General features: G+C 43.1%; 17 protein-coding genes. 7 read left to right on the top strand and 10 right to left on the bottom strand.

Annotated elements, in window-relative coordinates; genetic code table 11:
* Nucleotides 1–36: 36 nt before the first annotated feature.
* The 3 genes from QUB35_RS33010 to lgt all read right to left on the bottom strand — a co-directional run bounded on the left by QUB35_RS33010 (nucleotide 37) and on the right by lgt (nucleotide 2,774).
* Nucleotides 37–915, bottom strand: a complete 879-nt coding sequence (locus tag QUB35_RS33010) for a dienelactone hydrolase family protein (protein ID WP_333146283.1) — start codon at nucleotides 913–915, stop codon at nucleotides 37–39.
* A gap of 65 nt (nucleotides 916–980) precedes the next feature.
* Nucleotides 981–1,760: a precorrin-4 C(11)-methyltransferase gene (cobM, locus tag QUB35_RS33005; RefSeq protein ID WP_333146281.1), complete on the bottom strand. Its 780-nt coding sequence runs from the start codon at nucleotides 1,758–1,760 to the stop codon at nucleotides 981–983.
* Between the two features lie 120 nt (nucleotides 1,761–1,880).
* The gene (gene lgt / locus QUB35_RS33000; RefSeq protein WP_333146279.1) at nucleotides 1,881–2,774 is read right to left on the bottom strand and encodes a prolipoprotein diacylglyceryl transferase; all 894 of its coding nucleotides are present in this window, start codon (nucleotides 2,772–2,774) and stop codon (nucleotides 1,881–1,883) included.
* Nucleotides 2,775–3,114: 340 nt separating this feature from the next.
* Between lgt and rlmN the strand changes: the two genes are divergently transcribed.
* From rlmN to QUB35_RS32975, 5 genes are all read left to right on the top strand, one after another.
* Entirely contained in the window at nucleotides 3,115–4,224 is a 1,110-nt protein-coding gene (rlmN, locus tag QUB35_RS32995) for a 23S rRNA (adenine(2503)-C(2))-methyltransferase RlmN (RefSeq protein WP_333072679.1), read from the top strand.
* A gap of 122 nt (nucleotides 4,225–4,346) precedes the next feature.
* On the top strand, nucleotides 4,347–5,801 hold the full coding sequence (locus QUB35_RS32990) for a DUF3375 domain-containing protein (RefSeq protein ID WP_333146277.1): 1,455 nt from the start codon (nucleotides 4,347–4,349) through the stop codon (nucleotides 5,799–5,801).
* A 13-nt stretch (nucleotides 5,802–5,814) separates the two neighbouring features.
* Complete coding sequence (locus tag QUB35_RS32985; RefSeq protein ID WP_333146275.1) at nucleotides 5,815–6,381, top strand: DUF4194 domain-containing protein; 567 nt, start codon at nucleotides 5,815–5,817, stop codon at nucleotides 6,379–6,381.
* Between the two features lie 10 nt (nucleotides 6,382–6,391).
* Nucleotides 6,392–9,730, top strand: coding sequence for an SbcC/MukB-like Walker B domain-containing protein (locus QUB35_RS32980; RefSeq protein ID WP_333146273.1), 3,339 nt, complete (start codon nucleotides 6,392–6,394; stop codon nucleotides 9,728–9,730).
* A gap of 12 nt (nucleotides 9,731–9,742) precedes the next feature.
* Nucleotides 9,743–10,891: a Wadjet anti-phage system protein JetD domain-containing protein gene (locus QUB35_RS32975; protein WP_333146271.1), complete on the top strand. Its 1,149-nt coding sequence runs from the start codon at nucleotides 9,743–9,745 to the stop codon at nucleotides 10,889–10,891.
* A gap of 118 nt (nucleotides 10,892–11,009) precedes the next feature.
* On the opposite strand, the gene QUB35_RS32970 is transcribed toward QUB35_RS32975, so the two are convergent.
* The 4 genes from QUB35_RS32970 to QUB35_RS32955 form a co-directional block, all read right to left on the bottom strand.
* Nucleotides 11,010–12,044 (bottom strand): class I SAM-dependent methyltransferase, encoded by a 1,035-nt coding sequence (locus QUB35_RS32970; protein ID WP_333146269.1) that lies wholly within the window; start codon nucleotides 12,042–12,044, stop codon nucleotides 11,010–11,012.
* 228 nt (nucleotides 12,045–12,272) lie between these two features.
* Nucleotides 12,273–12,422: a hypothetical protein gene (locus tag QUB35_RS32965; protein WP_333146267.1), complete on the bottom strand. Its 150-nt coding sequence runs from the start codon at nucleotides 12,420–12,422 to the stop codon at nucleotides 12,273–12,275.
* On the bottom strand, nucleotides 12,415–13,086 hold the full coding sequence (gene purN / locus QUB35_RS32960) for a phosphoribosylglycinamide formyltransferase (protein WP_333146265.1): 672 nt from the start codon (nucleotides 13,084–13,086) through the stop codon (nucleotides 12,415–12,417). The genes QUB35_RS32965 and purN overlap by 8 nt, the downstream gene beginning before the upstream one ends.
* 268 nt (nucleotides 13,087–13,354) lie before the next feature.
* Nucleotides 13,355–13,930 (bottom strand): GNAT family protein, encoded by a 576-nt coding sequence (locus QUB35_RS32955; RefSeq protein ID WP_333146263.1) that lies wholly within the window; start codon nucleotides 13,928–13,930, stop codon nucleotides 13,355–13,357.
* Nucleotides 13,931–13,989: 59 nt separating this feature from the next.
* Between QUB35_RS32955 and QUB35_RS32950 the strand changes: the two genes are divergently transcribed.
* Nucleotides 13,990–14,880 (top strand): sugar ABC transporter permease, encoded by an 891-nt coding sequence (locus QUB35_RS32950; RefSeq protein WP_333146261.1) that lies wholly within the window; start codon nucleotides 13,990–13,992, stop codon nucleotides 14,878–14,880.
* Between the two features lie 280 nt (nucleotides 14,881–15,160).
* On the opposite strand, the gene QUB35_RS32945 is transcribed toward QUB35_RS32950, so the two are convergent.
* Nucleotides 15,161–15,754 (bottom strand): DJ-1/PfpI family protein, encoded by a 594-nt coding sequence (locus tag QUB35_RS32945; RefSeq protein WP_333146259.1) that lies wholly within the window; start codon nucleotides 15,752–15,754, stop codon nucleotides 15,161–15,163.
* 78 nt (nucleotides 15,755–15,832) lie between these two features.
* On the opposite strand from QUB35_RS32945, the gene QUB35_RS32940 reads away from it, so the two are divergent.
* Entirely contained in the window at nucleotides 15,833–16,192 is a 360-nt protein-coding gene (locus tag QUB35_RS32940; protein WP_333146257.1) for a hypothetical protein, read from the top strand.
* Nucleotides 16,193–16,430: 238 nt separating this feature from the next.
* Here QUB35_RS32940 and QUB35_RS32935 read toward each other — a convergent pair whose 3' ends face one another.
* Nucleotides 16,431–16,577 carry a photosystem I protein PsaX gene (locus QUB35_RS32935; RefSeq protein ID WP_333146255.1) on the bottom strand — a complete coding sequence of 49 codons (147 nt, stop codon included), beginning with the start codon at nucleotides 16,575–16,577 and terminating at the stop codon, nucleotides 16,431–16,433.
* Between the two features lie 1,022 nt (nucleotides 16,578–17,599).
* Nucleotides 17,600–18,083, bottom strand: a 484-nt coding sequence (locus tag QUB35_RS32930) for a lipoyl synthase (RefSeq protein WP_333146253.1), incomplete at its 5' end; no start/stop codon positions are given.

The raw sequence follows: 18,083 nt of genomic DNA, 5'->3' as shown, positions 1-18,083 counted from the left end.
AACCAGTTTTAAGTCAAAATTAACAGCTTACAACTGTCAAGAAACTCCATACTTTTTAAACCAATCTTGCATCCGTTTCCAACCATCCTCAGCTTCTTTTTTCCGGTAACTGGGGCGATAGTCGGCGTTAAAAGCGTGCGGTGCATCTGGATAAAGCACAATTTCCGAACCGCTGCTACCAGTTTTGAGAACTTCCTGCATTTTCTCAACTGTATCGTTGGGAATTGACTGGTCTTTGCCCCCGTAAAGCCCCAATACGGGCACTTTCAAACTGGCTGCAATGTCGATCGGCTGTTTGGGAGTTAAATCCGTAGAATTGCCAACCACGCGCCCGTACCAAGCTACTCCTGCTTTGACTTTTGGGTTGTGAGAAGAGTACAGCCAAACAATTCTGCCACCCCAGCAAAATCCTGTAATTCCCAACTTATTAGTATTGCCTTTTCCTGACTTTTGTGCCCAATCTACGGTAGCATCTAAATCCGACATAGCTTGAGCGTCAGGAACTTTCGAGACAACTTTACTCCTAATTTCTTGAATGTCGGTGATTTTAGAAACATCACCTTGACGGGCAAACATTTCTGGGGCGATCGCTAAATAACCTAATTTTGCCAAACGCCGGCAAATATCTTGAAGGTGGGCGTGGACTCCGAAGATTTCTTGAATTACTAAAATTACTGGAAAATTGCTGCCGCTGGCGGGCATTGCTCTGTAGGCTGGAATTGAGCCGTCTTTTACGGGAATTTTTACCTCACCGGCAACTAAACCAGCAGCATCCGTATTGATAACGGCAGCCGCAATAGGATGAACTGCTAAGGTAAATCCGGCGCTTAATGCGGTGACAATGATAAATTGTCTGCGAGTTAAATCTTTCATCGGGAATGGGGAATGGGGAATTGGGCATTGGGAATTGGGCATTGGGAATTGGGCATTGGGAATTGGGCATTGGGCATTGCAACTGCCAACTGCCAACTGCCAACTGACTACTGACGGAAAAGCCGATCGTGCTCTGGATGGTACAAGCGCGATCGCCCTTGTGCTGATTTTCCCAACGCCGGACTAATCACATACATTGTCGTTCTGATCAAATTATTTTCGCGGGTAGCAACTGCCATTTTGTCAAGGGGAACTAGCACAATTTTTTCATCCGACCAGCCCAAGCGATAACAAATCGCTACCGGCAAATCCGAGGGGTAATGTTCCATCAATTTAGCTTGAGCTTTTTCGACATGGCGGGCGCTCAAATACAGGCACAAACTCGCTTGATGAGCCGCTAAACTCGCCAATTCTTCGCGATCGGGTACTTCGGTTCTGCCGCTAATTCGCGTCAAAATAATTGTCTGCACAACTCCCGGAACTGTCAACTCAATTTTAAGTTTAGCCGCCGCAAGTTGGAAAGCGCTAATTCCTGGGATTACCTCAAAAGCAATTCCCTCCAAGGCCAAAGCTTGCATTTGTTCCCCGACGGCCCCGTAGAGACAGGGATCGCCGGAATGCAGACGGACGAGGCTTTTTCCGTCGCGCACTCGTTGCACCATCAAAGGTACAATCTCTTCGAGGGTCTTATCCGCAGTTTGGATCACTTCAGCATCTGCGCGTACCCCCTGCAAAATTTGCTCTGGCACTAGCGAGTCAGCAAATAATATGACATCGGCTGCAGCCAGTAATTTTTGAGCCTTAACAGTCAACAAATCCGGGTCTCCCGGGCCTGCACCTACAATGTATACCCCTGGAATTAGGGCTTCAATCTCTGTCAAACTCATTGCTGCTAACAAATTTGCTAAATTTACGGACGCTTCCGGATGTACCTATTTTGGTTGGAAGTAATAGATGGTAGATGCACCCTGGTTTTGAACCCTAGAGACTAACCTCTCTGGGGTTTTTTATTGATCCTCTGGCAATTTCGGAGTGATCTTTGCCCGATCGCTATTGGGGGAGACAACATCGGGTAAAGGTCGATCGAGCAAATAAAGCCAAGCTAACCCGCCCAACCCTAACACAATCCCAGTCAAGCTTACCATCTGTGCCGTCCGCAGCGGCCCGAACATCAAACTATCAGTCCGCAACCCTTCAATCCAGACTCTACCGGAACTGTAAGCCGCGATATAGATCAAAAATAAAGCACCCGTTTTCAAGCTAATTTTGCCCTGCACATCGCGAAAAAATAAACTCAGAAGCAACCCAAATACTGTCAAATTCCACAGGGATTCGTAGAGAAATGTGGGGTGGAAGTATTCAAAATTAGCGTAGGCGGGCGGGCGGCTGTTGGGCGGAATATAGAGTTTCCAAGGCAAATCCGTAGGACTGCCAAAAGCTTCGGAGTTAAAGAAATTTCCCCAGCGTCCGATCGCCTGACCGAGAATTGCCGAAGGCGCGATTAAATCTGCCAATTGCCAAAAAGAAACTCGCTGAATTTTCGCAAAAATTAAAGCTGCGATCGTGCCACCCAAAATCGCCCCGTGAATGGCAATTCCGCCTTTCCAAATCGCAATAATATCTTCAGGCCTCTGGGCGTATTGCTGCCACTCGAAAGCCACGTAATAAATTCGAGCACAGGGAATAGCGCCCAAAACCAGCCAAATTGCCAAATCACCCAATAATTCCGGGTTGACGCGGCGTTTTTGAGCTAAGTATTGGGACAGACTGACCCCAATCAAGACGGCCGAAGCTATCAACAGCCCGTACCAGCGGATGGCTACGGGGCCAAGTTCAAAGATAATTGGGCCCGGCGATGTAAATTGAAACGCTAAGGGCAGCGCAAGAATATTTAGCACCATAAAAGTTGCATTAATTGTGATGGAAAGCTGTCAAATTTGCATACCCTTGAACAAACTCCAGAGTTTATTTTAGGGGGCGGCGGTCATTTACACGCAATATTTGGGGAATTTTGCCAAAAATTAACTTTGTTGGGGACATTTGTGTCTGGAGTTTTCTTTGTGAGTCCACAATAATATCCCCCCTAACCCCCCTTAAAAAGGGGGGAACCGGATTATTCTCAAAGTCCGCCTTCTTAAGGGGGATTTAGGGGGGATCGAGACTTCGCCTTCTGGAGGATTAACGGCAGGTTTGGTCTAGAAGTTTTAATATAGAGGGTGGCTTTAAATTTTCTGATGACTTATGTCTCCTACTTCCGTTTCTCAGGTGTACTCTTCTGGTAATTCCAAGGGTGCGAATCAGTCTCGCAAGACTGCTGCTTTGGCTGTTGAGTCGGGTAAAATTCCGCCCTTGTTGGGGGCGAGTTTAGCTGAGTTAACGGAGTGGGTGCAGCAGCAGGGACAACCGGCTTATCGCGGAAAGCAGTTGTACCAGTGGATTTATGAGAAAGGTGCCCGATCGATCTCTGATATTTCTGTATTCTCGAAACAGTGGCGCGAGACTGTTGCTAAAATCCCGATCGGGCGATCGACTATTCACTATCGATCGGTCGCACCAGACGCCACGGTAAAGTATCTCTTAAAATTGGCAGACGGTCAAATCATTGAAACAGTCGGCATTCCCACCGATAAACGACTGACTGTGTGCGTCTCAGCCCAAGTTGGCTGCGCGATGGGCTGCGACTTTTGCGCTACCGGAAAAGGCGGTTTCAAGCGCAATTTAGAAAAACACGAAATCGTCGATCAAGTCTTGACAGTACAACAAGATTTCGGCCGCCGAGTCAGCCACATCGTATTTATGGGTATGGGCGAACCCCTGCTGAATTTCGATAATGTTGTAGCTGCTGTCAAGTGTTTGAATCAAGATGTAGGAATTGGACAGCGAAACATCACCATTTCTACAGTAGGAATTCGCAATCGCATCAGCCAACTAGCCGAACATCAACTGCAAGTTACCCTCGCCGTCAGCCTCCACGCTTCCAATCAAAGATTGCGCGAAGAGTTAATTCCTAGCGCCCGCCCTTATCCTTTGGGTGAATTAATCGCAGAATGTCGGGAATATGTGCGATCGACTGGGCGCAGATTGAGTTTTGAATACGTACTTTTAGCAGGTGTGAATGACTTGCCGGAACACGCAGCCGAGTTAGCAACTCACTTGCGCGGTTTTCAGTGTCACGTCAATTTGATTCCTTACAATCCGATTCAGGAAGCTGAATATAAGCGACCGACTCCCAATCGAATTAACAGTTTCGTTGCGACTTTGAAGGAAAAGAAAATTGCAGTTAGCGTGCGGTATTCTCGCGGCTTAGAGGCAGATGCAGCCTGCGGACAATTGCGGGCTTCCGAGGTTTAAGTTTCAACAATTATGACTTATGAGTGCTAGTAAAATAATTTTACTAGCACTCATAAGTCATAATTGTAAATACTTAAGCTCAATCTTTAAGACAATTAAATTGTTAATATAAGTTTTTAAATATGGAACATGACAGCATAGAATATGAATTAAAAAATGAGCCTAGCCTCAAGCTTTTAAGAACTGACAACGCACCATTAATTATCAGTTTTTTGTATCGCCAGTTCAAGTCTTCAAATCAGATTACCGTTTCCCAATCAGAACTCGTAGAAAAACTTGAAAATTATTTAGAGAATCTGTGCGAACACGAACCGGAACGATATTGTGGGAAAGCACAAACTTACCTGGACACCTGGTGCAATAGCGATCATCAGTTCTTGAAGAAATATTATTTAACAAAAAATGACGATCCGGTTTTTGAACTTGCACCGGGTACTAATCGGGCGATTGGTTGGCTGGAAGATTTGAAAAGGAGAGAGTTTATTGGCACTGAATCCCAGTTTTTAGAGATATTTGCACTTCTCAAAGAAATTGTCACTAAAAGTACAGAAGATCCAGAAGTGCGTTTGGAGGAATTAGAAAAACAAAAAGCAGCAATTCAGAAAGAAATCGACACCATCGAACAAACTGGTGAGGTTGAGCGCTACAGCGAAGCTAAGCTCAAAGAGTGGTTTCTTAAAGCTAATGATGTGGCGCGTCGGCTGCTTGCTGACTTTGGAGAAGTCGAGCAAAATTTTAAAGCAATCACGGACAAAGTGAAAAAGGCACAGCTAAAAGAGGAGGGGGGAAAGGGGTTAGTTGTCGCACAGGTAATTGACGCGGATGAAGAAATTAGAAAATCCGATCAGGGGCGTAGCTTCTATGCCTTCCGAAATTTTATGGCAGATCCTTCCAAACAGGAAGAATTGGAAAAAATGATTGATGGGGTATATGGCTTGCCAGAACTTCAAGATTTGGGTAAAAAAAATCCCCTACTCCGAATAATTAAACGCAGTCTGATTAAAGCTAGCCAAAAAATTATTGACTCTAATTATCGTCTTGCCGAACAGTTGCGAAAAATGCTGGCAGAACAGCATATCGCAGAGAACAGGCGAGTGAAAGAACTGATTTCCCAAATTAAAAAATTAGCACTTACCGTGGTGGATAATCCTCCAGAAACTGAGGAATTTATCTGGATAGAAGGCGACCCGGAAGTGCAAATGGTGATGGAAAGACCGATGTGGAAACCCACAGAACAGCGAATCTTTAAAAGCTACAACTTTAGCGAGGAAAATGTCGATTTATCGACGGATAAACTTGAGGAACTCCGAAATTATTGTTATGTGGATGAGGAAGTATTGAAGCAGCGGATTGCTGCAATGTTGGAAAGTCAACATCAGGTAACGCTAGCTGAAATAATTGAGAGGTATCCGGTGGAAAATGGTTTATCTGAAGTTATTGCTTATTTGGCGATCGCTTCTGGCGATCGAAAACACGCGATCGATGACTCCGCGAGCGATCGCATAGACATCGCCAGTTACTCTGACAAGGAAAACCTCATGCACCTGACACTTCCACAAGTTATTTTCAAAAGATAAGGAGAGTAAATTAATGATAGAAAACGACATTATAGCACCCTACGCACCAGCAATCATCAAATTACTAAAAGGTATTCTGTATGACGATGACAGTGATTGGGGTATGCTATTGAACAACGAACGAAACGTCAAAGAATACTTCGGGAAAATTGGCGTGACACTTTATTTAAATGAAGAAGAAGGGTATGCTTATTTACAGCAGCCCGATCGCGAGGATGAGGACGAGCAAGCAAAACCACTGCCCAGGCTGGTTAAGAGAGTTGCCTTGAGTTGGGAAGTTACGGTACTATGTGTTTTATTGCGCGAGGAATTGCTAGAATTTGAGGCCAGCACCTCTAATTCCACTCGCTGCATTCTGTCTAAATATAAAATTCACGATTTAATGCGTCCGTTTTTTAAAGAGCAAACTAATGACGTACAGCTTGTAAAAAAATTTGACAGTACGATCGATCGAGCCGTCAAGTTGCACTTTTTAAAAGAGTTAAAGGGTATAGAAGGCGAATATGAGGTTCGCCGCATCCTCAAAGCTAAAATTCCCGCTGACAAATTGAAGGAAATCAAAGAAGAGTTAAAAGCGTAGGACAAATCAAATGCTTGAATTTGAACCAGACAATTCCAAAGCTGGATACCGCTTACATCGGCTTGAAGTATTAAACTGGGGAACTTTTCATCAGGGTACGATCGCCCCCGGCGGTTACACTTCCTTGCTCACGGGGGCTAATGGTTCGGGTAAATCGACGTTGGTTGATGCACTGCTGACATTGCTGGTGCCGAGTATAAAGCGGAATTATAACTTGGCTTCAGGTTCAGAAAAGGGAAAGCGAGATCGAGATGAAAAGACCTATGTACTCGGAGCTTACAGCACAATTAAAAGTGAAGATGACCACAAATCTAAACCGAAGTACCTGCGTACCAAAGATGATTATTCAGTTTTACTCGCTTATTTCTATAACAAAGGATGCGAACAGCACGTCACCTTGGCTCAGGTTTTGTGTGTAAAAGAGAAAGTTGAAAAGTTGTTTGTGGTTGCTGCTGGTGAACTCAGCATCGCCGCACACTTTAATAATTTTGAAACTTTCCCAGAATTAAAAAAGCAATTAGCGTCTTTATTTCAACCAAAAATAGAAACCTTTGACACATTTGTTGACTACAGCAAACACTTTCGCAAAACCTTTGGTGTGGAATCTGAAAAAGCTTTCGATTTATTCAATCAGACAGTCAGCATCAAAGAAATTGGAGAATTAAATGAGTTTGTGCGCGGTCATATGCTGGACAAAATTAATGTTGAGGAGGAAATACAAAAGCTAAATAAACATTATGAAAATTTAACCTTTTCTCATGAAAAACTGCAGGAAGCAAAGAAACAGGTAGAGATTTTAAAACCGCTAATTGCTGATTCTGACCAGTACGAAAATGTCCAGGGTAATCTGGATGAATTAAAGGAAGTATTGCGAGTAGTCCCGGCCTATTTTGCTCAGCGTAAAATCGGTTTGTTGCAAACAGTAATGGTAGAGAAACAACAGGAACATACTCAAGTCAACCACGATTTAGTAGAAATAAATGGGGCTTTAAAACGCTTGAAAGAGCAAGAGCTAAATTTAAAAATAGACATTAAAAATGACGATAAAGGACGGCAAATAAAAGATTTAGAACAGGATATTAAGACTTTAGAGGGACAGATATATAATTATATAATAGCAGCCAAAAAATATAATAAAATTGCTGAAGGTATAGGATTTCCAGCTTACAGTGACCGGGATACATTTAATAGTTCTGCAATCCAGGCGGAGGAAAGGCAAAAAACTGTTACCGAAGAAATCACAAAATTAAGAAGTCAACGCGATGAGGAAACAAGTAAGAAGAAACAACGTGAAAATATTTACACTGAGTTAGACAAAGAACTGCAATCTTTAAAACAGCGAAAAAATCAGATTCCCGGTGTAAACGTCCAACTAAGAAAAAAAATATTAACTGCTTTGGAAATTGCTGAGGCGGAAATTGCTGAGGAAGAAATTCCTTTTGTCGGCGAACTGCTGAAGGTAAAGGATGGAGAAGGCGAGTGGGAAGGGGCAATCGAAAAACTGCTGCACAACTTTGGACTGCGACTCCTAGTTCCTGAAAGGCATTACCATAAATTCACTAAATATGTCGATCGAACTAATCTGGGTCGTCGCGTAGTTTATGAGAAACTTTCCACTAAAAATTTACATCAGGAAACTAGAAACTTAGATAAGAATTCCTTGTTTAATAAATTGGATCTTAAACCTGATAATGAATATATTACTTGGCTGACTAATGATTTATTAAACACATTTGGTAGCTGCATCTGTTGTGAAGATTTAGATAGGTTCGAGCGGGAGAATTATGCTATTAGAAAAAATGGCTTGATGAAAAAGGGGAATAGACATGAAAAAGACGATCGCCATCGAATCAACGACAAAAGTCAATATATTTTGGGATGGGACAATTCTGAGAAAATCAAGGATTGTGAAGCTAAATTGCAGGAGTGTCAAGCAGAGATTGATATAGTAAAAAAAGCGATAAAGGAGATTGAAACAGCACAAGAAAAGTGCGAGGAGCAAAAGAAGCTGCTAGAAAAGTTATTGGAATTCAATAATTTTTCTGCGATCGACTGGAAACCGGATGCTAGCAAGAAGCAGAAGCTAGTAGAGCAAAAGCAGGAGTTAGAGGAAAGTTGCGATCGCCTAAATGACTTGAAAATAAGACTAGCTGCTGTCAGCGCTGACATTCAGACAAAGGAAGCAGATAAAACTAGCGCTGACAAAAAAATTGCGGTTCTCGATCGCGATATCGAGCATTACCAACAACAGAGGGAGGAATGCGACAGGCTATCGACATCATGCACATCCGAAAAGATTCAGACTTATACTCCTAAAATTGAAGATAGTCTCAAAAATCCAAATCTGACGCTCCTCAACATCGATCCTTCGGAAGCTGAAGTAAAGGAGTCTTACCAGAGTCAAATAAACGACGCGAGCAAGTTAACTTCTTCTTTGGAAAGAAGCATTGACAAACAGATGGATAGTTACAAGCGAGAGTATCCCGAAGAAACCACCAATGTTGACGCATCATTAGAAGCGCTTCCTGAGTTCAAAAAGATGCTAGCAAGGATAGAAGGAGATGATTTACCAGCACATGAACAAAAGTTTAAAGAACTGCTAGATCGGCAAATTAGTGACGCTATTTCTAATTTTAATGATCTGTTAGAAGACTGGAAAAGTGAAATAGAACAAAAGATTTACGAGATAAATCAATCCTTAAAAGTGATTGAGTATACAGACTCGACTTATATACAAGTCCAATCGGAAATTAACCGAGACAACCAAATTAAGGAATTTAAAAATCAATTGAAGGTGTTGTGCTATCGTGATGTAGGCGTTGAGCAAACTTCTGAAGCTGACGAAGCTAGCTTTGAAAAAATTAAAGACCTGATCGATCGCCTCAAGTCAGATAAGCGGTGGACAGAAAAAGTCACCGATGTGCGTGAGTGGCTTAATTTCTCAGTCAGCGTTAAAAATAAAGATGACCACACTCAGAAGGAATATTACTCCGATTCCTCGGGAAAATCGGGCGGGCAAAAGGCTAAATTAGCCTACACCATTCTAGCGTCAGCTATTGCCCATCAATTCGGATTAGTACAAGATAAAACAAAATCTGAGTCATTTCGTCTTGTGGTCATTGATGAAGCTTTTAGCAAGTTAGATGAAGAAAATGCAAAGTATGCAATGGAGTTATTTAAACAATTAAATCTTCAGCTTCTGGTAGTTACGCCCAAAGACAAAATCTACGTTGTTGAGGATTATGTAGGCTCTGCTTACTATGTTGAAAACAGCCGTGAAGAGAACGACTCCAAGGTTTATAATATATCCCTAGAAAAGCTGCGTCTAAAACAAATGGCTTCCAATTAACTGTGTCTGTTTATGATTACCCCCGAAGAAATCAGAAAAAAAGCCGATCGACTATATATTCCCTTCCTGCAATCCTTGCTCCAGGGAGAACCTTTTTTCCCGCGAGATTTTCCCGCTGGCAAAATTCCCGACGACTACCTGAAGCTAAGAGATGCTGTACAGCAACTTCTGAAAGGCTCAAAAAAGTTCGTTGGCTACGGGTATCAAGTTGAGCTGATCCAGCGGAAAACTCGCAAATTTGATCTCCAGTCTTTACCATCCCGAATTACATTTGAAACAGAGACAGATTATCTCAAATTCCTGAATAAGGAACCTGAAGTTGCGGATTTTAAACAAGTTGTAGCAAGGATTAGAAATGAAATTCCTGATTTGAATATCTGGCTCAATCAAAATCCTCAAAAAGTAATCAATCACTTAGGAAACTGGGAGAATTTATTGCCTGTATGCTTGTATTTTCAGAACCATCCCAAACCTCAGCTTTATATTCGCGAACTACCGATAAATGTTCACACTAAGTTCATCGAACAAAATAAAGGTATTCTAAATGAATTGCTGTCAGCTATCCTGCCAGATGATGCTATTAATCAAGAAGAAAATGATTTTGAAAAGCGATTTGGTTTGCGATATGCTGAGCCATCGGTAACTATCAGAGCTTTGGATCAAAACCTACAGGTGAAGTATGGCATTAGCACCTCGGAGATGAGTATACTCATCTCTGACTTTGAAAGTCGCAGTCTTCAAGGATACCGCTTTATTATTACTGAAAATCTAATGAATTTTCGCACCTTACCCGATTTAAGCAACAGCTTTGCGCTGTGGGGAATGGGATTTAATGTAGCTATCTTAAAAGATGTTGAGTGGCTAACTGATTGCCAAATAATTTACTGGGGCGATTTGGATGCCCAAGGGTTCCAGATTCTTTCGCAGTTAAGGTCTTATTTTGATCAAACAATTTCTGTTATGATGGATCGAGAAACTTTCGATACATTTCAGGAATCTGCTGTGCCGGGTAAATTGTGCAAGGTTGCTAACTTATTTTACCTGACACCGGAGGAGCATGATTTATTTGCTGATTTATGCAAGCAAACAATTCGTTTAGAACAGGAAAAGATACCGAAGGATTTTGTAATTTGCAGGTTGAATAATTTGACCTATCGGTAATATAGTTTCCGGTGGCATCGGAATCATATATTTGGATGAAATCGCGTGATCCCCGCTCGCATTACCTAATTCCGATGCTACCGGAGATGATATAAGCCCACATAAAAGAAACAGCTCTTTACAAGCGTTTAACAAGTATCCACCGCAACTCTAACGGCGGTGTTTCTTGCACAGGAAATAAATCGCGCCCGCTGGCCCAACTGACAAACCAAGGTGTCGGCGGCCACGCAGAGTCAGGCAAATGTTTTTGTTCGTATTCAATCACAGATTCATCGGAAATAATTTCTAACGGCAAACCCTCTATTGCTGCTTGCAATTCTTGTCTGGTAATCAGATAAGACCAGCACAATTCAGACATTTGTTTTGCTATCTCGTCGGGTTCGTACCCATCTACAGCTAAGAAAGTGCTGAATAAGATAAACCCGCCACTTAACACGGCATCGGACATTTTGCCGAGGAAAAGACGAATTTGTTCGGGATAGCGGAAGTGAGAGAGAACTTCGGTAGCAATGGCTAATTTGTACCGATAAGTTTTCATTCTCAATAATGGGTCTAAAACGTCGCCTTGGGTGACATTTATCGGCAAGTTTTCGGCGGTGGCTGCTGCTGATAATTTCTCGGCAAATATCGGTGTTAGTTCGATCGCATCCACAGAATGGCCTAACCTTGCTAAAGGCAGACTATTGCGCCCTGGGCCCGCACCAACATCTAAAATAGGTGCTTTTCCCGGTTCGCCTAATTCGGCGGCAATGGCGATGACTTTGGCATCGGGATGGCTGCCGAATAAAGGTTCGGGGCGAATATCCGGCCAGCTATGATATTTCTGGGCCATCGATTCGATTTGAATCTTGGTATTCAGAGTAATGCCGCCGGCTAAACCGCTTTGGGAATTGGCGGGAAAATAGGAGACTATGAGATTAGCGTGGGGGGAATTTTTGAATCCTTCTGCTAAGGCGTTGGCGATTAATGTTCGCAAGTTTTCGGTTTGGGCAGCGTCGATGTTTTGTCCGAGGATGTTTAAGAAGTCTGAGATTAATTTAAGATAGTCGTCTAGCATCGATGGCAAGCAAGGCAGATAGAATTCTCCCTTGAGGCCGATGCTTTTTTTGAGCCTTTCTTTGAGAATTAATTTCAGGCGATTCGAGTCTATCATTCGATTTTAGATTTTAGATTTTAGATTTTAGATTGACTCTCGCATTGAATCGGGAACCTAGAACAAGACTCTAAAATTTTGATCTTTGCAGCACTTACAGCATATTCGGTGGTTTATGAAGTACAGTAGAAACCTTAATTGTGTGCTTTTAATCTGTAAGGTGCGTCGCTACGAGATATTGGATATAACTTACAGATTGACGGGTGGCGACGCACCTTACACGGGCCATCAGATTATGTGTACCACATATAAATGGAATATGCTGTAAGTCATTCGCAACTCTCCGTTTTTGGGCGGAGTCAGCGGCGGGCCTGTTTCGGGTGATTCGCTGACGGGCAATTTGGGGATAGATGCGGCACTGGTAAGGTTTTTAGTCACAATATTTTTGATTAGATTCGGCAATAAGTGCGATCGCACCGAGCATAATCTTGTGCTCTTGCACCTGAATTCTCGCGTGCAGCGTTTCTGCGGTATCATCAGGCAATACGGGCACCGCAGCCTGCATTAAAATCGGCCCGCTGTCTACTTCTAAACGGGCGATATGCACCGTACATCCGGTGATTTTAACCTTGGCGGCCAGTGCTTGCTCGACGGCGCGAATTCCTGGGAAACTCGGCAGTAAGCTGGGGTGAATGTTAATAACGCGATCGGGAAAAGCATCAAATAAAACTTCGGTAACAATTCGCATCCAACCAGCCATCACTACCCATTCTATATCATACTCTTGAAAAGTTTTGACAATTTTTGTATCTAATTCTTCGCGACTTTTGCAGTCGCGGTGATTGAGAAGAATGGAGGGAATGCCGTATTTTTCTGCTCTGGCTGCGGCTTTTGCTTCTGGGTTGTTGTAAATTAATACTGGGATTTTAGCGTTGATCTCTTTGTTTTGGATGGCTTGGGCAATTACCTCGAAGTTGCTGCCGCTTCCTGATGCTAAAACTCCTAATTTTAATGGAGGATGAGCCGGAGCGAGCGCACTTTTGCCAATCTCAGGAGAAATCAGGCAGGCATGGGAATTAACAGATACTGGATTAGCGGTCATTCGAGTTTAGATTTTAGATTTTAGATTTTGGAGGCGACCCCACGGATAAATTCGGGGGCGTGAGGATTTTAGATTTTAGATTTTGGATTGAACCCACGGATAAATCACGTGGCGGGTACCACCTTTGAAATTCTTGGTCATAAAGATAAAAACTATTCACTCGTATTCTACTATAGAGGTAAAGGGTAAGGTTTGCTTCGGCGCACTCTACATGGAGATATTGCGTAAGTCCTAAGTATATTTTATTTTGTCACTTACTGATTCACTCCTATTCTACAATATTCTCAAAAAACTCTTCCCTGAGAATCGAATAAAGTTTTAGATCCCAATATCTGCCTTTCACAAATAGGTGCTGTCGCAATACCCCTTCCAATTGCATCCCCACTTTTTCCATCACGCGAGCCGAAGCAATATTGTTAACTTCACATCGAGCCATAATTCGATTCAGCAACATCTCCCGAAAACCGAATTCAATAACTGCATTAACAGCCTCGCTCATGTATCCTTCGCCCCAATATCTCCTAGAAAGTGCGTAGCCAATTTCCGCGCGGCTGTGCGTCATGCTCCATTCCACAAATCCGCAAGTTCCGATAAACTTTTTCTCGGCTTTATGGACAATTCCCCAATCTACAAGCTCTCGTCTTTTGTACATTTTTGTAAGTGACCTGAGAAAGTATTTAGTGTCTTCGAGCGAGGTGTGAGTTGACCACATTGTGTATTGTGATACTTCGGGGTTTGAGGCATACTCAAACATATCGCTCGCATCGTTTAAAGTGATTTTTCGGAGCAGGAGCCTTTCAGTTTCTATAGTGGGTAAATTGGCTAATATATCGAGAAGGTTCATTTTGACATTGACCTATATTGTGATATCATTTAAAACTAAAAGCTAAAATTTACAAGCCAATGGTTCGGATTAAATTTGGGCGTTTTAACTGGTTGGATAATGATTCGATCGCAGCTTGGACTTTTCTGGCCCCAGCTTTGCTGTTTCTGGGTACTTTTTTGATTTGGCCGATCGCCTATTTATTTTACCTCAGCTTTACCAGCGGCAGCTTTACCCAGTCGGGAGTGCGTTGGATTGGCTTCAACAACTACTGGCGTCTAGTCACAAACCCGGATTTCTGGCAAATTCTCCAAAACACGCTCTATTTTACTACTGCAACAGTCATTCCCAGTTTAGTGATTCCATTGGGCTTAGCAGTTTTGCTAAATCGCTCGTTTGCTTGGCGAGGAGCTATCCGCACCGCTTATTTTATTCCTTCGATTACCTCTTTAGTTGCAGTTGGCTTGGGTTGGCGGTGGTTGTTTCAAACCGAAGGCCCGGTGAATAATGCCCTAAGTGCGATCGGCTTAAATCCAATTCCTTGGCTTAGCAGCACAGTTTGGGCAATGCCTGTGATCATTCTGCTGAGTGTTTGGAAACAATTAGGCTTTAATATGGTAGTATTTTTAGCAGGATTGCAAGCAATTCCGGTAAATCGTTACGAAGCCGCAGAATTGGATGGAGCTAATGCTTGGCAGCAATTTTTGTACATCACTTTACCCGGTTTGCGGCCGACTTTAGTATTTGCTACTGTCACTACTGCTATTTTTACTCTGCGGAGTTTCGAGCAAGTTTACGTCATCACCGGCGGCGGGCCTTTGAACTCTACTAATTTGCTAGTTTATTATATTTACGAGCAAGCTTTTTCGCAATTTGATTTTGGCTATGCAGCCGCAGCGGCAACTTTCCTGATGGCTATAGCTTTGATATTAGTCTATTTACAACTAAAAGTTTGGGGCGAAGATACTTGATTAGCTAGGGGTATGGGGTATGGACACGGCAATGCCCCTTGGTGTTAAGTTAACGTCCAAATTTACCAGTATTTTGTCCATCTAATAAGTCTCTCGATCCCCCCTAACCCCCCTTAAGAAGGGGGGAAAAAGAGCGTCAAAGTCCCCCTTCTTAAGGGGGATTTAGGGGGATCTAATTTCGGCTATAAACGAGAGATACAAAGGATTTGAAACTTAAATAGACACTAAGGGTTCATGCCGTGTCCGTACAAATAAAATGTGCAATTAACTAGATTCACCATTACCAATTCCCAATTTTATATTCCATGTGCTCTGCTGTTTGTTCAGCTTGTGCTCTACCCAAAAGTTTGCCGACAACGTGCAAAGACATATCAATTCCCGCAGCAATTCCCCCAGAAGTGATGATTTTGCCATTATCTACAAATCGCTGATTTTCGATAATAGTTGTGTTGGGCGCTAATTTTTTCAATAAATCCAATGCCTGATGGTGGGTAGTTGCTTCCAAACCTTCCAACAAACCAGCTTTTGCCAAAAGCAGCGAACCCGTACAGACAGAAAGCACTAATTCTGCTGTTTGCGAACAATCTTTTATCCAGTTAATAACTGCTGAATTATCGATTAACTTTCTTGTACCTTGTCCTCCCGGTACAATTAAAATATCCGGTGGCGGACAATCGGAAATCGTGCAGTGGGGATTTACACTCAAACCATTACGGGCGTTGACAGCACCGGAATGTTCGGCTACGGTAGAGACTGCAAAAGGTCGCTCGCCCTTACTTAATTCTGATGTCACCGAAAACACTTCAAAAGGCCCGGCAAAGTCCAGTACCTCGACATCATCGAACATTAAAATAGCTACGTTCCTAGTTGCCATAAGACCTACTTCTGATAGAGGCAAAAAATATCGGCGATTTGTTATCGTAGAACTGGTATAATTTAAATTATTAAAGCTATGCCGAAAAAGATTCGCCATCGCGCCCTAACATTCTGTCTTTTATGTCTGGCTTGCGCCTTAGCAATTACTGTTGCGCCAATTGTCACGCCCGCTCAATCCACAACTCAATTAGAGTTTCGCATTACTCAATTAGAAAGGCAAATTTCTGAACTCAGGGGACAAATCTACAGCTTGCAGAACCAAGGTTCTAGAGTTAACCGGCCTCCGTCTCCTTCCGGTTCTGGTCGGACAAATCCTCGAACGCTGTCGGGAGACCCGATGTTTGACAATTTAGCAACTTTGGCAATTGAAACTAAGCAAGATGTTATTAAAATTCAAGAGCGATTGTCAAAGCTAGAAGCGTCGAGAAATCGGTAGAGAAGGAAGAAGGAAGGCACGACACGGATTTTGACACGGATACACGGATGAATTATTGAGCAAAAGTCGGGAGTCAGAAGGAAGAGGGAAGAGGGAAGAAGTCAGTAGTCATTAGTTAGAAGAATGAAGTCATATTCTCGCCAACTCAAAACTCTCTGCCTCTCCCCCTCTCCTTCTCTCCTATTCTCCGACGTTGAGGTCGAGAACAGCAGGGTCTGCTAAAAGTTAACTTGCAGAACTATTCAATGATATGGAAATAAAAGGCTGCAACCACAAAATTGATGGCTAACAACAACAGAAACCAGCCTGCGCGAAATGTGTAAGGGAATTTGCCCGTTTTCATCACGGAGTCGGATTTTAATTGGTTCTTCGCTATCTCTGGCATAGGTAAAGCTCCTAATTGATAATGTCACTCTCTTTACAAATAGCAGAGAGCGTCGCACTTATGCACAATCCTCTAGAGTTATTTTTTTTGACACTGATACTTTTAATTCAGACAATCCCCGACAATCGGCGAAAATCTTCAGATAGCACACTCATCAGATACGTCTGAGAGTATGGTGGTATCCCACAAAGCTTTAAGGAAAATCCCTAAAGCGCTACTCAAACTGGGTGTTTTCTAACCACAGTTGGGGGCTTGAAAAATTTTAGAGCCACCTAACTTTTATGGCTCTCACCGTATTTTGCACAAATTTTGGAGGTGTATTCTTCACTGGTTTTGACCAACCTCGAACCGCAAGGATTACAGAGATGCTCTCAAGCGACAGCTTGAGAGAAGTGAGAGAAAGTCCAAGTCATCATTACTGATGGTTTTATGCAGGCTACTTCAGTCTACACCAATTGTCATGAGTATTATCTAAAAGTCTAGGAAAATATCATCCTAGCAATTGCTCCCCTGCCTGAAGGCGAGGGGATTCTTGGTTCTGCGACCTACCTTAAAACTATCTATCCTTGCGGCAGTGTTTAAACCTGGTATCCGTTCAAAAGAACCAAATATCGAGCTTAATTTAGATAGCCTCGCGAGGGTTTGTCTCCCCAAGCTTTCGAGAATTGCTTCTCTTGTTTCTGTGTGCCCCACAGTACATTTTAGACAGTACATTTTAGAAATAAAAAGTTTAGTCTCTGATTTTGGCTTACATTAGTTAGCCCAGCGATGTTTTTCGTGGTTTTCGCTACCCACTAACCATTATTGTTTTCCGACCCGTCGTTTGAGCGTGGTGTCTCATGTGTATCGGCGGTTATTCTACCTGTAGTCTAGTTATTGTACTCTACAATGAACACAATGCAAGAAAGTTCAAGAAAACAATTAACAAAAGTTGATAATTAATTAAAGCCGTCCTAGAAGGACGGGGCTTTATACCCAATTTCTTGGTAACAAGTTTATACCGAGTTGAATTCAAATTAGTTTCAATCGCTCTCTCCGGCGTGGTAGGAACTGCGGACGAGAGGCCCCGATCGCACGCGCTCAAACCCCATCTCCCGCGCGATCGACCCGAAGCGGTCAAATTCGGTCGGCGTCCAGTATTTACGCACTGGGAGGTGCTCTAGAGATGGTCTCATGTATTGACCGAGGGTGAGCCGATCGCACTTGGCGTCCCGCAAATCTGTCATCGCTTCGACTATCTCGGCTTCGGTTTCCCCGTGCCCCAACATCAAACCGGATTTTGTGGGAATAGTAGGGTCATATTGCTTAACAATACGCAGAACGTCGATCGAGCGATCGTACTTCGCCCCCCTCCGCACCGGCCCTTGCAACCGACGCACCGTCTCAATATTGTGGTTGTAACAAGCGGGTTTAGCCTCCACCACCGTGCGAATTCGCTGTCGCTGCAACTCATCAAGGCCGGAATTCTCCCCGTCGGGTGCGGGCACGGGGAGGGCGGGCACGGGG

It is taken from the genome of Microcoleus sp. B13-B6 (assembly GCF_036705405.1).
GTDB lineage: Bacteria > Cyanobacteriota > Cyanobacteriia > Cyanobacteriales > Microcoleaceae > Microcoleus.
This window is presented reverse-complemented; position numbering and strand designations above follow the sequence as displayed.

What these genes read in the sequence shown, in the direction of transcription:
- QUB35_RS32975 (WP_333146271.1), top strand. Translation starts at nt 9,743, where the DNA reads ATGATTACCCCCGAAGAAATCAGAAAAAAAGCCGATCGACTATATATT.
- QUB35_RS32955 (WP_333146263.1), bottom strand. Translation starts at nt 13,930, where the DNA reads ATGAACCTTCTCGATATATTAGCCAATTTACCCACTATAGAAACTGAA.
- purN (WP_333146265.1), bottom strand. Translation starts at nt 13,086, where the DNA reads ATGACCGCTAATCCAGTATCTGTTAATTCCCATGCCTGCCTGATTTCT.
- lgt (WP_333146279.1), bottom strand. Translation starts at nt 2,774, where the DNA reads ATGGTGCTAAATATTCTTGCGCTGCCCTTAGCGTTTCAATTTACATCG.
- QUB35_RS32945 (WP_333146259.1), bottom strand. Translation starts at nt 15,754, where the DNA reads ATGGCAACTAGGAACGTAGCTATTTTAATGTTCGATGATGTCGAGGTA.
- QUB35_RS32990 (WP_333146277.1), top strand. Translation starts at nt 4,347, where the DNA reads ATGGAACATGACAGCATAGAATATGAATTAAAAAATGAGCCTAGCCTC.
- rlmN (WP_333072679.1), top strand. Translation starts at nt 3,115, where the DNA reads ATGTCTCCTACTTCCGTTTCTCAGGTGTACTCTTCTGGTAATTCCAAG.
- QUB35_RS32935 (WP_333146255.1), bottom strand. Translation starts at nt 16,577, where the DNA reads ATGCCAGAGATAGCGAAGAACCAATTAAAATCCGACTCCGTGATGAAA.
- cobM (WP_333146281.1), bottom strand. Translation starts at nt 1,760, where the DNA reads ATGAGTTTGACAGAGATTGAAGCCCTAATTCCAGGGGTATACATTGTA.
- QUB35_RS32940 (WP_333146257.1), top strand. Translation starts at nt 15,833, where the DNA reads ATGCCGAAAAAGATTCGCCATCGCGCCCTAACATTCTGTCTTTTATGT.
- QUB35_RS33010 (WP_333146283.1), bottom strand. Translation starts at nt 915, where the DNA reads ATGCCCAATTCCCAATGCCCAATTCCCCATTCCCCATTCCCGATGAAA.
- QUB35_RS32970 (WP_333146269.1), bottom strand. Translation starts at nt 12,044, where the DNA reads ATGATAGACTCGAATCGCCTGAAATTAATTCTCAAAGAAAGGCTCAAA.
- QUB35_RS32980 (WP_333146273.1), top strand. Translation starts at nt 6,392, where the DNA reads ATGCTTGAATTTGAACCAGACAATTCCAAAGCTGGATACCGCTTACAT.
- QUB35_RS32985 (WP_333146275.1), top strand. Translation starts at nt 5,815, where the DNA reads ATGATAGAAAACGACATTATAGCACCCTACGCACCAGCAATCATCAAA.
- QUB35_RS32950 (WP_333146261.1), top strand. Translation starts at nt 13,990, where the DNA reads ATGGTTCGGATTAAATTTGGGCGTTTTAACTGGTTGGATAATGATTCG.